This is a genomic window from Rhodoblastus sp. 17X3 (genome assembly GCF_030056575.1).
Classification (GTDB): domain Bacteria; phylum Pseudomonadota; class Alphaproteobacteria; order Rhizobiales; family Beijerinckiaceae; genus Rhodoblastus.
Map to the genome: position 1 here is coordinate 111,210 of NZ_JASHHX010000002.1, position 13,255 is coordinate 124,464.

A 13,255-nucleotide genomic window follows, 5' to 3' on the forward strand; every position below is an offset into this window, starting at 1 on the left:
GGGCGAGCCATAACGTCCGTCAGACGGACTGGGCCTCCGCATCCGCGTCGATCGCGGCGTTTGCTGGGGTATTGGTTTGGTTCGGGAAACCCGCGATCGCGTCAAAAACGTTGATGGCGGGGCTACTAGGGCCGTCGTTCAACGGAGTCTCCTTGGTTCAGGCGGCGAGACACAATCGGTCGGGATCTTCGATCCCGCCTGCGGCCGTCGCTTCAGTTTCGGGATAGTGCCAGACGGCATGGAGAGCGCCATTGGCAGAGTCCGCAACCCAGCGGCAGACAAGCCGCGACGGACGGCGCGCGGGTTTGCGCTCCGTCACTGCGGTGACGAATGTTACTGGCGGCGCACTCCGGGCGACCAGATCGACGCGCACGGCGCCGGGAAGGAAAAAGTTGATGATCATGTCTCACCTCCGGCTCGCGTGCCGAACGGTGAGCGACAAGGCCGCCGTCAGGCGGGCCCAATATCCCTCACGCGGGCGGAGCCGCGAGTCTCTTCAGTTTTTGGCGGCGCCACTCGCCCAGACTTCGCCGGGATTATGTCGCCAGAGGGAATACTGCCCATTTGTCCTTGACTTTGGGTTGTGAAGCGCAGCGCGGATCGCCAAGGCGTCTCCGAGCCGCGTTTTTGGAAATGAGCCGGAGTTCGCCGTTTGTCAACCCCAACTCGTCTCCGGCCCGACGTCTTTGTCGGAGTCAAAGGCCGAACTTATGTAAGCCAGAAAGCAGCGTCTTTATCCGGAGGGATCAAACTAAATTAACACTCAAAAAACAGTACGATTGGGCCGTTTACAACTTCTCAACCGGGATCACTTTTTCGGCCCTGCCGTTGCTCGTTCCCTGTTCGGTTGGTCGTCGGCCTCAGTAGGCCGCGCCCGCCGCGATCATTCCAACTTTGTCGGCTTGTATAGGGTAGGGGGGTATGTAATAAGGCGACATGACACACACCGTCCGCGAAAAACAAAAGCTGCTGGCGCGCGTGCGCCGCATCCGTGGCCAAGTCGAAGCCATCGAGCGGGCGCTCGACGGCGAGGCTGGCTGCGAACAAGTCATGCACCTCATCGCCGGAGCGCGGGGAGCCATGGCCGGTCTAATGGCTGAGGTTGTCGAAGATCATGTGCGAACGCACCTCGTCAACGCCGAGAAATACCCGAACGCACTGAATGCTGAAGCGGCGGAGCAATTGCTGGATGTCGTCCGCACTTACCTGAAGTGAGAGCCGTCATGAACGATAGCTATGCCTCGTCGGCTTTTCATAGCCACGTCTTCCTGGGCGAGGGACACGAGAAAAGCGAACGCAAGACCTGGGCGGTGATCTGGCTCTGCGGGATCATGATGATCGCCGAAATCGTCGGCGGCCTGCTGTTCGGCTCCATCGCCCTCGTCGCCGACGGCCTGCATATGAGCACCCATGCGGGCGCTTTGCTGCTCGCGGCGTTGGCCTATACCTACGCCCGGAAACACGCGGATAATCCCAGTTTCTCCTTCGGCACCGGCAAATTCGGCGATCTTGCAGGCTTTACCAGCGCAATCATCCTCACGATGATTTCCTTGCTGATCGGCTATGAATCGATCAGTCGCATCTTCGATCCTGTTCCGATCCACTTTTCGGAGGCGATTCCGGTCGCAATTCTGGGTCTCACAGTGAACGTCGCCAGCGCGTGGCTTCTGAGCGGCGGCGATCATCATCACGGCCATGGACACGGACATGCGCACGAAGGGCATGACCATGACGAGTCGCGCGAAATAACTACAGACGACGGGGTCGTTTTGCTCGAAGTGTTCGAGGAGGGCGTGCCGCCGCGCTTCCGGCTCCGCGCGCGAACAGGCCCCGCTCTTACCGCGCAAACAGCCTCAGTCGAAACCGTCCGCCCTGACGGATCGCGGCAGTTCTTCACCTTCAATGAGCAGGGCGCTTTTCTGGAGTCGGTCGAGGAAATTCCTGAGCCGCACGAATTTATCGCGCTTGTCAATCTCGGCCAGCAAACCTACACCGTCGCCTACGAGGAACACGAACATGCGCAAGGCTCGGCGCATCGTGACAACAACATGCGCGCCGCCATGGTTCACGTCATCGCCGACGCCGCCGTGTCCGTTCTCGTGATTGTCGGTTTGCTGCTTGCCCGCAGCTTCGGTTGGCTCTGGATGGACCCGCTGGCAGGCATCGTCGGTGCTATCGTCATAGCCAATTGGGCTTTCAGCCTGATCCGTGACACCGCCTCTATACTACTCGACATGAACCCGGATACACTCATGGCGGAAAAACTGCGCCAAACCATTGAGTGCGACGGCGACAAGCTTGCCGATCTCCACCTGTGGCGTTTGGGGCCTGGGCATCTGGGGGCGGTCGTCTCCATCCTGACGGCGGAGGCGACGCGGAGGCAGGACTATTATCGCGCGCGGCTTGCCCGCTTCCAGTCGCTCTCCCATTTGACCATCGAGGTTCTGCACAAAAGGTGATCGCATGACCGACAAGGGTTGTGAACCCGGCGACAGCTGTTGCACTCCGGCGCCGCTGCGATTGCCCGAACCGCAGACTGTAAATGGCGTCACGGCCATGGGCTGCAACGCGGATGCAGCTTGCGGCTGTCACGGCGGCGTGCCGGTCTTCGACGGGCTCGAACCATGCTATAAGCGCGTGCTCTGCACCGTGATAGCCATCAACGGGGCCATGTTCGTCACTGAGATCGTCGCCGGGCAATTGGCGGGCTCACAGGCCCTGAAGGCCGACGCGCTCGACTTTCTCGCCGATACCGTCACCTACGGCCTCAGCCTTGCGGTCATCGGGGCCAGCCTGAAGACGCGGGCCACGGCGGCGCTGTTCAAGGGCCTGTCCCTGGGACTCATGGCGCTATGGGTGTTTGGCTCCACCCTCTACCACACCTTCGTCCTCGGCCTGCCGAGCGCCGAATTGATGGGCGGCATCGCCGGCCTGGCGCTCGCCGCCAATCTGACCTCGGTGCTGCTCTTGATGTTCTACAAGGACGGCGACGCCAACGTGCGTTCGGTCTGGCTCTGCTCTCGCAACGACGCTATCGGCAACATCGTCGTGATGTTCGCCGCGCTGGGCGTATGGAGCACGAGGACGGCATGGCCCGACCTCGCGGTGGCGGGGCTGATGGCCGGGATATTCCTCACCTCGTCGGCGCAAATCCTGCGGCAGGCTTGGAGGGAATATCGGGATGAGGGCAACCTTGACCTCGCCGCGGCGCGCGAATTATAGGCCGCGAAAAAAATCGCCAGGAGCCTAATGGTTCCAGATGATTTGAACGCTGTCGGCGGTTGATGGGAAATTCTGAAGTTAGAACAGCGAAGGTGCGGCCCCGTATGCGCTCAGGGGGGCGTCTGGTCGCGCCAACGCTGCGCCACCGTCAAGATTACGTTCAGAGATTCTTCCGCGCCGTCCAAGGCGCCTTTTTCAAAATCGCCTTCGATGCGCCCCATCTGGTTGGTGACATGCGCGAAGCAAAGCACCGGCTGCTTCCGCGCGGCGGCAAAGGCATAGAGCGCCGCGGCTTCCATTTCGACGGCCAATATGCCTGCCGCCTGCGCGGCGCCGATCGCCTCGGCTGTCTCGCGAAACGGCGCATCCGTCGTCCAGGCGGCGCCGACCTGCGCCGGCGCTCCCGCAGCGTCAAGGGCCTCCTCGGCCAGCCGAGTGAGGCGCGCGTCGGCGATGCTGTAGTCTGCGGGCGGCAGATAATGGTAGCTCGTGCCCTCGTCGCGCAGCGCACGGTCAATGATGATAAAATATGGTGGCGTCTGAGCTGGCGCAATCTGGCCCGCCGACGTCATGCTGATGAGAAGCTTGCAGCCGGAGGCGAAGAGTTCCTCGGCGACCAGGACAGCGAAAGCCGCGCCGACGGCGCAGCCGACGACGCCGCAACTCAGCCCCTTATGCTCAAAAGCGTTCAGGTCGGTGTGATAGCAGGCCCAATGCGGGTGACGGCGAGAACGGCCGGTGGCGATGAGATGGCGCACAATATCGCCATCGGGATCGAGGATGCAGATTTCGGGCACGGCGCCGGCGCCGATCCCCTTCTGACGACGAGCCTCCCGGAGCAGGGCGTCCGGCGTGAACACCGAGGGAGCCTGATGGTTCTTGCCGCGCAGAATTGGCGGCAATCGATTTATTTTATCATCCATCGGCGCCGTCATCGTGCTCTTTCCAATTCACGCACCGGTCTATGTTCGTTCATGACGACGGCGACGAGCGCGCCGGAGGCGAAAGTGAGGACGCCAATCGCGCTGATCGCCCAGGCGGCGCCGAACAAGTCTGTCATGATTCCGGCCGACAGCGCGCCGATGGCGTAGCCCAGGTCGCGCCAGAATCGATAGACGCTGAGCGAGCGCGCCCGCCATGACGGATGAGAGGCGTCGGAGACCGAGGCGATGAGGGTTGGATAGACCATCGCCGTGCCGAGTCCGAGCAAGAGGCTGGCGACGAACCACCAGCCGAAACTGCGGGTCGCCGCCGTCAGGAACAGCCCGCCCGCCTGCACCCACATGCCCGCCACGATCAGGCCTTTGCGGCCCCACCGGTCGCTCAACGGGCCGGTGACGGTCTGAAGCACGCCCCACACCGCGGGATAGACGGCCTTGAGGACGCCGATCTGTTCGACGCCCAGGCCGAAAGCCGTAAAGAAAAGCGGAAAGATCCCCCAGCTCATGCCGTCGTTCAGATTGTTGACGAGTCCGGCCTGGGACGCGGCGAACAGGTTGCGGTCGCCGAACGATGCGCGGCGAAAAATCGCCCAGAACCCCACCTTTTCCGCCGGCGCTGCGTGATTCGCCAGTTCGAGGCCGACGTGATGGCGGGTGTCCCGTACGAGCAGAATCGAAAGAGCCAGCCCGAGAACGGCATAGGCGATGCCAAGATAGAACGGCTGCGGCCGGAGCCCGTAGCGCTGGGCAATGTATCCGGTGAGAAACGCCGTGACGCCGACGGAGAGATAGCCTGCGAATTCATTCAGGCCGACGGCGAGCCCGCGCGACTTGGGGCCGACGAGGTCCACCTTCATGATGACTGTCATCGACCAGGCGAAGCCCTGATTGATCCCGAGCAGCGCATTCGCCGCAATGATCCAGCCCCAGCTCGGTCCCCAGCCGATCATGAAGGGGACCGGCAGTCCGAACAGCCAGCCGAGGACGAGCATGTGCTTGCGTCCGTAAACATCCGCGAAATGCCCCGAGACCAGATTGGCGATCGCCTTGACGATTCCGAAACTGACGATGAAGGAAACAACGATTGTCGTCGAGGCGATCTTGAACTCTTCGGAACCGATCAGCGGGACGACTGTGCGCTCCAGTCCCACCATGCCGCCGACAAAGGCGTTGATGAGCACCAGCAGCGAAAACTGCGGCCAGTTCTCGCGCAGGCCAAGCCGGATGCCGGAAGGCGCGGAAACGTTCAAGTGTGGCGGCATGGTCATTGTTTCCAAGGCTGATCGACGGAAACCGCGCCAAGCGCGATGAACGCGGCGCCAAATGTCGTCAGGCGGCCAAGGCGGGAATCAATCGGCGCCAGCGCGCGGGCAAAAGCGCCCACTGGCGGATAGTAAACGGCGCCGCGGATGGCTGTGACGGACAGTCCCGCCTGTTCCGCGAGCGAGCGCAACTCGGACGCGCCGCGGAATCGCGCCGCCTTCCAGGTCTCCGCGCCGAGCCAGCCGCGCACACGGCGCAAAGCGGCCCACAGGCTCCAGCGCCCGAGTTCTCCGAGCACGAGCCGCCCGCCCGGACGAAGCACGCGCGCCAGCTCGCGAACGCTGCTTGCCGCATCCCGCGTGAAACAAAGAACGGTAACGGAGAAGACCACGTCGAATGAGGCGTCGGGGAACGGCAAACGCTCGACGCGCCCTTCAACGAACGCCGCGCGGACTCCTTCGCTGGCCGCGCGCGACCGCGCGGCGGCGAGCATGGCCGGGTCAGGATCGACGCCGGTCGCCTCCGCGCCCCGAGAGGCCATGACGCAGACCAGCGCGCCGTCGCCGCAACCCACGTCGAGGACGCGGGCGCCCGCAATCTTGCCGATCATGTCGAGGATCAGTCCCTGCTCGATGGCCTCCGTGATCGCCCCAAGCGAGGTCGCCCGCCAGGCGGCGTAGGGCGCTGGGCCAATTGTTGTGGGGTCCTTCCTGCTCATGCGAGCGCCCACTTGAGCCGGTCGACGGTTCCGTCGATTTCTTCCGGCGTCGTGCCGCGCCCAAGGCTGAAGCGAATAGCTCCCATCCCAATCTCGGGGGCGACGCCCATCGCCTTCAGCACAGGGGACAGCGCGATCTCGCCGGAATGACAGGCGGACCCGGTCGAAGCGGCGACATCGGGCATCGCCGCGAGAATGTCGGCGCCGACCCGCCCGACGAATGAAACGTTGAGCGTGTTGGGAAGCCGCAGGACCGGATGGCCGTTGAGCACGACCCGATCGCCAAAGGCCGCGCGCAGGTTTTCCCAGAACACATCCCGCAGTTGCCGTATGCCCGTCGCGTCAATCCAGGGCGGCGCAATCTCGCACGCCGTGCCGAGCGCCGCGGTCAGCAGCGCGCTCTCCGTGCCGGCGCGCCGGCCGCTTTCGTGTCCGGCTCCATGGACCAGCGGCTCGATGTCGATCCCCCGGCGAATATAGAGCGCGCCAATACCCTTGGGCGCATAGGCTTTGTGGCCCGCGATGGAGAGAAGGTCGACGCCAAGATCGTCAACCCGGGTCGGGATCTTGCCGGCCGATTGCGCGGCGTCGCTATGTAGGGGAACGCCATGCTCGCGGGCGACCTTCGCGATTTCCGCAATTGGCTGGATGGTCCCAACCTCGTTGTTGGCGTGCATCACGCTGATCAGAAAGGTGTCCTTGGTGATCGCCTTGCGAATGTCATCGGGATCGACGAGGCCGGCGCCGTCCACCCGCACATAGGTGACCCTGGCGCCCAGTCGCTCCAGGAAACGGCACGGCTCCAGCGTCGCCGGATGCTCGATTACGGAGACGATCACATGCGACGGGCGATCATTGCGCCGGAAAAACAGGCCCTTCAGGGCGAGATTATTGGCCTCGCTGCCGCCGCTGGTGAACACGACTTCATCGGTATGGCAACTGAGGAGCGCAGCGACCTTGCCGCGGGCATTCTCCACCGCGACCTTTGCCGGTGCGCCGGCCCAATGGCCGCTTGAGGGGTTGCCGAATGCATCCTCCAGCAAAGGCCGCATCGCCGCCCCGACTTCGGGGGCGATCGGCGTGCTGGCGTTATAGTCGAGATAGATTGTCGCCATCGTCAGAACACCAGAACCTTGTCGGCGGCCAAGGTCTCGGCCGCAAGCGCGTCCATGGTGCTGCGATGCGCGCCTTCGATCAGTTCGGAATCCGTGATGCCGCGCGCGTCCAGGCATGTCCCGCACAGCAGAACCTGTCCCTTGCCGGCAACCACGCGTTTCAGCATCCGCTCGATGCTGTAAAATCCCTCCGGCGTCTTCTGGCCGGCCTTGGCGGATAAGACAGCGTCGGCCATGAGAAAGACGGCGACTTGCGCGTCCGCGTCTTTCTTCACCAACGCATGCGCAAGCCGCAGAGCGTTGTAGCAGCGCTCCGTTCCATAGGGCGGGTCGTTCACAATGAATAAGGCCTTCATCGTAGCTCCTCCGGAATTGCGAAACGTCCCGGTTCGATTGCCTGCCGCACGCCGCCGTCTTCGTCGACACGCGACGTCGTTGCGACAATTGGAACGGCGCCCGCGGCTCAAGTCATGGCAAGTCCGGCATTGGTGGCGCGAAGTTCCGCCGCGCCGGGCGGCGGAGGTGGAATGTCCCTTGACATCAAGCGGACGAATTCTTCCTCGTCCTCAATGCGGAACGCGGCGTTATGGCGTCTTTCGAAACCGATCGTGGACATCGGCCTGCCGCTCAGGCTGCGGCCGCAAACCGAACCGGAAAATGCGCCCGGCAGCACCTCGACATAGTCTGGCAGAGTTTTCAGGCGCTGCAGGCTGTGGAACAGGACGCGCGCGCCGGCTTCGACGGTCGTGGCGAGTTCCGTCCGGCCGACGTCGCCCACCATCAGCGTATGGCCCGTCAGAACAAACCACGGTTCGGCGGCTCGGGTCCGGTCGGTGACGAGCAGCGAAATATGCTCGGGCGTGTGTCCCGGCGTATGGAGGATTTCCGCCACGACATTGCCGAGGTCGAGGACATCGCGGTCGCTGACGCCCCGGAACGGCGGAGCCGCCTCCGCCTCGGCGAACAGCACGTATTCAGCCCCGGCGGCCTCGGCCAGGCGCCTGCCCGACGAGGCGTGGTCGGCATGGATATGCGTGTCGACGACATAGAGAATGCGCATTCCCGTGTCCTTCGCCGCCTGGAGATAGGGGGCAATATCGCCGACGGGATCGACGACGGCGGCCATGGACTTGCCGCCGCAGCCGAAGAGATAGGAGATCGCGACCGGATCGGTGTGAAGGAATTGCCGCAGGATCATGAAAGTCTCCGGTTTCCGCTTGTTCCGACCGATGTGCGGCCCGCACTCGAACGGCTCGGACCTTGACAATATCGGTCGAAAGATATTCAATTAATCAGTTGAATGATTGTTCTGAGCGGAGCGCATGTCAAGCCCAAATCCCAAGAACGCAATTTTCGCCCAGTTCGCAGAAGTCGCGAAGGCATTGGGCCATGCGCATCGACTGGTCATTTTGGAGTTGCTCGCCCAGCGGGAGCGCAGCGTCGAAGCGGTGGCGGAAAGCGCCAAACTGTCGATCGCCAACGCTTCCCAGCACCTTCGGCTGATGCGCCGGGCCGGCCTGCTCGCCTCGCGCCGGGACGGCAAGCAAATCCTCTATCGCCTGAGCGATCCGGGTGTGCTCGATCTGGTGGCGGCGCTGCACCGCGTCGGAGAGCGCAACGTGGCGGAGATCCGGGAAATCGTCGGCGGCTACTTTCATGAGCGCGACGCCCTGGAGCCGGTGTCGCGCGAGGAAATGGCCCGCCGGCTTGAGGATGGTCTGGTGACCGTTCTCGACGTTCGCCCCGAAGATGAATTCGCCGCCGGCCACTTGCCCCAGGCCGTCAATGTTCCGCTCCGCGAATTGGCGCGGCGGCTGCGGGAATTTCCGAAGAACCGTGAAGTCGTCGCCTATTGCCGCGGTCCCTATTGCGTTTTCGCCTTCGAGGCCGTCGCGCTGCTGCGCGAGCATGGGTTCAAAGTGCGCCGCCTTGAAGACGGATATCCCGAATGGAAGGCGGCTGGGTTGCCCATCGCATAGGCTGAAAGGAGGCGAAACGGCCGCGCTTCGGAAGGAGGAACGCCAATGATGGATTACCATTGGGGAATGCCGTGGTACGGCATGGCCTTCGGGCCGATCATCATGATTGCGGTTCTCGCCGCGATCGTCGCTGTTGTCGTGTTGCTGGTGCGGTGGCTGGGCGCCGAAGCAACCCTCCTGCCGTCCAATCGCGCACGGGAGAAAACGCCGCTCGATATTCTGAAGGAGCGGTATGCGCGCGGCGAGATCGAGAAACAGGAGTTCGAGGAGAAGAAGCGGACCCTCACCGAGTAACGGGATATCTGGGAACGCGGCGTCGAGCCGTCAGCCCGGCGATCTGTGAACGGTGCGATTCAGCGTCTGCCCGGGGCGTGCGAAGCTAGCGGAAACCGGTGTCTTTCACGGTCCCGAAGGCCTGAGATGCAACCCCTTCGGCACCCAAAACCGTACCAGATGGCCGCTTTTCAATCAAGGGACGGGAGCGTCAGGATAAAAACGAACTCCCGCTTGTGGCGCCGAGCCGGCTTTTCGCGAATGACGGGAGACATGCAAGCAACGGACTTCCGGCGCTTCGAACGAACAGGCAATATTGACCTCTTGTCGACAGCTGCCTGTTTGGAGACCACCTAAAAGCGTATATTCAATTGAGCCGATCAATCTCCCGATATCGTCCCAGCCGAGCTGCGCCGGTCCAGTGGACGACAGGAACCGGGCGTGCGTTGATGCGGTGTGCAATCAGGGCATTGAGCGTCGATCTGGCATAAGCGTTTCGTAAAGACCCCTCATCCGAAAAGCTGACTGTCAAACCGAGCCCGAACCGCTAGCTTCGAGCCGAGATCGTCGCGTTAAATTTCGTGCCAGTTGCGGAATTTCGGAGGCGTCATGACTGCCGAAGCTGCGAAGGACGGACATCATGTCCGCCGCGAGGGGATTGGCGCGCTGGCGCTTGGCGCGCTCGGCGTCGTTTACGGCGATATAGGCACGAGCCCGCTCTACACGATCAAGACTGCGGTCGCATGGACCGGACGGGTTTTCACGCCCGAAGAAGCGCTGGGCATGCTGTCGCTGATCGTCTGGACGCTGGTGATCATCACCTCGATCAAATATGTCGCCGTGATCATGCGCGCGGACAATGACGGCGAGGGTGGCATTCTGGCGCTGATGTCCCTGCTCGGCGTCAAGCATGGCCGCCGCCCTTACATCATCACAATGGGTATGCTAGGCGCGGCGCTGTTGTTCGGCGACGGCGCCATCACCCCCGCGATTTCCGTGCTCAGCGCGCTGGAAGGCTTGAAAGGCGCAGCGCCGCCCATCGCGCCCTATGTCGTGCCGCTGTCGATCGTCGTCCTGATCGCCTTGTTCTGCCTACAACCACAAGGGACCGGACGAATTTCCAAACTTTTCGGCCCGATCATGGTGACCTGGTTCGTCGTGATCGCCGTGCTGGGAATTTCGTCCGTCATCCGGCATCCGCAGGTGCTGGCTGCCCTCAACCCCCTCGTCGGGCTCCATTATCTGTTCGGGCACGGATTGGCCGGCTTTCTGGTGCTCGGCGCGGTCTTCCTTTGCGCGACCGGCGCCGAAGCGCTTTATGCGGACATGGGCCATTTCGGCGCCCAGCCCATTCGCCTGGCGTGGTACTGCCTGGTCTTCCCGGCCCTGATCTTTTGTTATGCCGGCCAAACGGGGCTGCTGCTCGACGCGCCGTCCGACAAGGATTTCGATCCGTTTTACGCTCTCTGCCCCGGCGCCTTACAGCTGCCACTCATCGGACTGGCGACGGCGGCGACCGTTATCGCCAGCCAGTCGATCATCACCGGCGCCTTTTCGATGACGCGCCAGGCGATCCAACTCGGGCTGCTGCCGCGCGTCCGCATTTCGCAGACCTCGGCGCAGAGCTACGGACAGATCTATGTCGGGATGGTCAACTGGTCGCTGATGGCGCTCACCCTTGTCCTCACGACGACGTTCCAATCTTCGGACAATCTGGCGGCGGCCTTCGGCGTCGCCGTTTCGCTCACGATGCTGCTGACCAGTTGCCTAATGTTCATTGCCATGCGTGAAGTCTGGCGTTGGAGCCTGGCCTTGAGCATCGCCGTCGCCGGCCTCTTCGTTGTGGTCGACAGCTCCTTCGTCGCCGCCAATTTCGTCAAATTCTTTGAGGGCGGCTGGATCCCGATCCTCGTCGCAAGCTTCATCTATTTCCTGATGACGAGTTGGGACCAGGGCTACGCCGCCCTGCGCGCGGCGCTGGAGCGCGACACCATGCCGCTTTCGGATTTCATCCGAAGATTCCATGAGAAGGCGCGTGTGTCCGGCACGGCGGTCTATCTCACCAGCCGCAATGATGTCGTTCCCGTCGCCCTGTTTCACAATCTGAAGCACAACAAGGTCGTCCACGATCGCATTGTTCTGCTCAATGTCGTGACTGATCAGATCCCTCGCGTCGAGCCGGAAGATCGGGTGCGCAGCGCCGACCTGCCTGACGACTTCCATTCCTTATGCGTCCGTTATGGTTTCATGGAGCAGCCGGACATCCCGGTCGCCCTAAGTGACGAAAAGGGCGATTGCCCCTTGCATTTCAATATGATGGACACATCGTTCTACGTCGGCCGCCTGAGTGTTACGCCGCGCGGCCATTCGCGATGGTGGCGGATCAAAATGCAGGTGTTCAAATTCCTGCATCGAAACGCGCTACCCGTGACGGAGTTCTTTCGCATTCCGCCCGGTCGGGTGGTCGAACTTGGCGGCCAGATCGAATTGTAACGAAAGCCAAGCCAAACCGCGCGGCGTCGCGGATTTTTACGATTTCTTCACATTCGGCGCCCTGGTTCTGAATAGAAACCTTGCGGCGTAATGCGTTATCCCCGCCAAATCGGCTCAAGCTGAATTGGCGGACTCAAGTGCTTCTGTTTCATTCGGGCGGACAGGCGGGAACAAAACTCGATCGGATCGGGATGGGCCCGGATTCTCGCCACCTGTCGCATCATCACACCGCGCGCCTGGCATTGGACGTGGCGATCGTTGTCGGCGCCATCCTGCTTTGGGCGCTCCTGTCCCATGTGAACTGGTCCGGCCTTGGAAAGTCGACCGTCGCCGGGGATTGTGTCTACTACGGTCGCGCCGGCGCTCGTTGCACCGAACATGTCGAGAGCACGCAGGGCGACAAATCCGCCCAAGATCGGGGCTGTGATGTGCTTGGCAGGGCCGGCCGGATCTGCTGGCCGGAACCTTCTTCAAAATAGGTGTGGCGCCCAGTCGCTTCGCCTGCTTTCACGCGGGACTCTGGCGGCAGATCCGTAGCGGCTGAATCCGATCCTTCAAGGCTGCGTCATTGAACCTGGCCGGCGTCTGATCGAAGGCAGCGAGCGGAAACTTCAAAGCGATGATCTTTGCCAGGCTCCGGCGCCGTTTCGTCACGCTGGAATCGAGGCGGCTCATTCCTGGCGGAGAACGCCAGAGCGGTGACGATTCATAGCTCGGCTAAAGCAACAACCCACCATGCGCCGTGGCTTAGCGGCGCGTCGAATGAGTGGTGCAACTCGTTTGGTCCCAGCGATTGCAATGAAGGAACGTCGGATTGCAGAGGAGGAGAATGGCGATCCAGGTCAGGAGCCCGATGACGTAAATTGACATGTTTTTTACCGCCGAAAGGCGTCGGGCGCGGATTGTTTGATACGCGCGCGCCCGTCGCCGGGGCGTGGAAGGGGGTGACGGCATTCCAGTGGAAAGATACGCCAAAAGCATTTGGACCTCGTGGAGCCAATGGTCGCGAAATGCTTAATGCTGGTGAGCGCAAAAATTCCATTCCGATTTTTGGTCGTCCGCATAAGGAAAAGATTTTGGCGTCGGAGTTGACATTTTGGGCGCCGGTGACTTTCGCCGGTCGAACTGGTCTCTCCAACTCTAACAGAACCGTCTTGATGCGTCCTTTATCGCCCAACGCCCAAATCGGAATGGAATTCTTGCGCGGGCCGGCGTTATCAAGAATTTGAATTTACCCGAAACAGGTTGTGG

At 62.2% G+C, this 13,255-nt stretch carries 16 protein-coding genes; 8 read left to right on the forward strand and 8 right to left on the reverse strand.

Annotated features, from left to right (window positions below):
- Positions 1-19 precede the first annotated feature (19 nt).
- The gene (locus tag QM467_RS03220; protein WP_283364857.1) at positions 20-142 is read right to left on the reverse strand and encodes a hypothetical protein; all 123 of its coding nucleotides are present in this window, start codon (positions 140-142) and stop codon (positions 20-22) included.
- Positions 143-157: 15 nt separating this feature from the next.
- Positions 158-403, reverse strand: coding sequence for a hypothetical protein (locus QM467_RS03225; protein ID WP_283364858.1), 246 nt, complete (start codon positions 401-403; stop codon positions 158-160).
- Positions 404-936: 533 nt separating this feature from the next.
- Between QM467_RS03225 and QM467_RS03230 the strand changes: the two genes are divergently transcribed.
- The 3 genes from QM467_RS03230 to QM467_RS03240 are packed head-to-tail and all read left to right on the forward strand — an operon-like array spanning position 937 to position 3,222.
- Entirely contained in the window at positions 937-1,215 is a 279-nt protein-coding gene (locus tag QM467_RS03230) for a metal/formaldehyde-sensitive transcriptional repressor (protein ID WP_283364859.1), read from the forward strand.
- A gap of 8 nt (positions 1,216-1,223) precedes the next feature.
- Positions 1,224-2,459, forward strand: coding sequence for a CDF family Co(II)/Ni(II) efflux transporter DmeF (dmeF, locus tag QM467_RS03235; protein ID WP_283364860.1), 1,236 nt, complete (start codon positions 1,224-1,226; stop codon positions 2,457-2,459).
- A 4-nt stretch (positions 2,460-2,463) separates the two neighbouring features.
- The gene (locus tag QM467_RS03240) at positions 2,464-3,222 is read left to right on the forward strand and encodes a cation transporter (protein ID WP_446737724.1); all 759 of its coding nucleotides are present in this window, start codon (positions 2,464-2,466) and stop codon (positions 3,220-3,222) included.
- A gap of 110 nt (positions 3,223-3,332) precedes the next feature.
- Here the strand turns inward: QM467_RS03240 and QM467_RS03245 are convergent, their stop codons facing one another.
- From QM467_RS03245 to QM467_RS03270, 6 genes are all read right to left on the reverse strand, one after another.
- A complete protein-coding gene (locus QM467_RS03245; RefSeq protein WP_283364861.1) occupies positions 3,333-4,145 on the reverse strand; it encodes a nucleoside phosphorylase in 813 nt (270 codons plus the stop codon).
- Positions 4,146-4,153: 8 nt separating this feature from the next.
- Positions 4,154-5,425: an MFS transporter gene (locus QM467_RS03250; protein WP_283364862.1), complete on the reverse strand. Its 1,272-nt coding sequence runs from the start codon at positions 5,423-5,425 to the stop codon at positions 4,154-4,156.
- Positions 5,426-5,427: 2 nt separating this feature from the next.
- The gene (locus QM467_RS03255) at positions 5,428-6,144 is read right to left on the reverse strand and encodes a class I SAM-dependent methyltransferase (RefSeq protein ID WP_283364863.1); all 717 of its coding nucleotides are present in this window, start codon (positions 6,142-6,144) and stop codon (positions 5,428-5,430) included.
- Complete coding sequence (locus tag QM467_RS03260) at positions 6,141-7,259, reverse strand: cysteine desulfurase family protein (protein WP_283364864.1); 1,119 nt, start codon at positions 7,257-7,259, stop codon at positions 6,141-6,143. Before QM467_RS03260 ends, QM467_RS03255 begins: the two co-directional genes overlap by 4 nt.
- A gap of 2 nt (positions 7,260-7,261) precedes the next feature.
- The gene (locus QM467_RS03265; RefSeq protein ID WP_283364865.1) at positions 7,262-7,615 is read right to left on the reverse strand and encodes a DsrE/DsrF/TusD sulfur relay family protein; all 354 of its coding nucleotides are present in this window, start codon (positions 7,613-7,615) and stop codon (positions 7,262-7,264) included.
- Positions 7,616-7,722: 107 nt separating this feature from the next.
- The gene (locus QM467_RS03270) at positions 7,723-8,457 is read right to left on the reverse strand and encodes an MBL fold metallo-hydrolase (protein WP_283364866.1); all 735 of its coding nucleotides are present in this window, start codon (positions 8,455-8,457) and stop codon (positions 7,723-7,725) included.
- A gap of 124 nt (positions 8,458-8,581) precedes the next feature.
- Here QM467_RS03270 and QM467_RS03275 point away from each other — a divergent pair, with 124 nt between their 5' ends.
- The 5 genes from QM467_RS03275 (at position 8,582) to QM467_RS03295 (ending at position 13,233) form a co-directional block, all read left to right on the forward strand.
- Positions 8,582-9,238: an ArsR/SmtB family transcription factor gene (locus tag QM467_RS03275; RefSeq protein ID WP_283364867.1), complete on the forward strand. Its 657-nt coding sequence runs from the start codon at positions 8,582-8,584 to the stop codon at positions 9,236-9,238.
- Between the two features lie 45 nt (positions 9,239-9,283).
- Positions 9,284-9,532 (forward strand): SHOCT domain-containing protein, encoded by a 249-nt coding sequence (locus QM467_RS03280; RefSeq protein WP_283364868.1) that lies wholly within the window; start codon positions 9,284-9,286, stop codon positions 9,530-9,532.
- Positions 9,533-10,120: 588 nt separating this feature from the next.
- On the forward strand, positions 10,121-12,004 hold the full coding sequence (locus QM467_RS03285) for a potassium transporter Kup (protein ID WP_283364869.1): 1,884 nt from the start codon (positions 10,121-10,123) through the stop codon (positions 12,002-12,004).
- 137 nt (positions 12,005-12,141) lie between these two features.
- Positions 12,142-12,483, forward strand: coding sequence for a hypothetical protein (locus tag QM467_RS03290; RefSeq protein ID WP_283364870.1), 342 nt, complete (start codon positions 12,142-12,144; stop codon positions 12,481-12,483).
- Positions 12,484-12,906: 423 nt separating this feature from the next.
- On the forward strand, positions 12,907-13,233 hold the full coding sequence (locus tag QM467_RS03295) for a hypothetical protein (RefSeq protein ID WP_283364871.1): 327 nt from the start codon (positions 12,907-12,909) through the stop codon (positions 13,231-13,233).
- Positions 13,234-13,255: the final 22 nt, after the last annotated feature.

Excerpts from the sequence above, each read along its gene's own strand:
- QM467_RS03260 (WP_283364864.1), bottom strand. The coding sequence starts at position 7,259 with ATGGCGACAATCTATCTCGACTATAACGCCAGCACGCCGATCGCCCCC.
- QM467_RS03270 (WP_283364866.1), bottom strand. The coding sequence starts at position 8,457 with ATGATCCTGCGGCAATTCCTTCACACCGATCCGGTCGCGATCTCCTAT.
- dmeF (WP_283364860.1), top strand. The coding sequence starts at position 1,224 with ATGAACGATAGCTATGCCTCGTCGGCTTTTCATAGCCACGTCTTCCTG.
- QM467_RS03255 (WP_283364863.1), bottom strand. The coding sequence starts at position 6,144 with ATGAGCAGGAAGGACCCCACAACAATTGGCCCAGCGCCCTACGCCGCC.
- QM467_RS03225 (WP_283364858.1), bottom strand. The coding sequence starts at position 403 with ATGATCATCAACTTTTTCCTTCCCGGCGCCGTGCGCGTCGATCTGGTC.
- QM467_RS03280 (WP_283364868.1), top strand. The coding sequence starts at position 9,284 with ATGATGGATTACCATTGGGGAATGCCGTGGTACGGCATGGCCTTCGGG.
- QM467_RS03240 (WP_446737724.1), top strand. The coding sequence starts at position 2,464 with ATGACCGACAAGGGTTGTGAACCCGGCGACAGCTGTTGCACTCCGGCG.
- QM467_RS03285 (WP_283364869.1), top strand. The coding sequence starts at position 10,121 with ATGACTGCCGAAGCTGCGAAGGACGGACATCATGTCCGCCGCGAGGGG.
- QM467_RS03275 (WP_283364867.1), top strand. The coding sequence starts at position 8,582 with ATGTCAAGCCCAAATCCCAAGAACGCAATTTTCGCCCAGTTCGCAGAA.
- QM467_RS03250 (WP_283364862.1), bottom strand. The coding sequence starts at position 5,425 with ATGCCGCCACACTTGAACGTTTCCGCGCCTTCCGGCATCCGGCTTGGC.
- QM467_RS03245 (WP_283364861.1), bottom strand. The coding sequence starts at position 4,145 with ATGGATGATAAAATAAATCGATTGCCGCCAATTCTGCGCGGCAAGAAC.
- QM467_RS03230 (WP_283364859.1), top strand. The coding sequence starts at position 937 with ATGACACACACCGTCCGCGAAAAACAAAAGCTGCTGGCGCGCGTGCGC.
- QM467_RS03265 (WP_283364865.1), bottom strand. The coding sequence starts at position 7,615 with ATGAAGGCCTTATTCATTGTGAACGACCCGCCCTATGGAACGGAGCGC.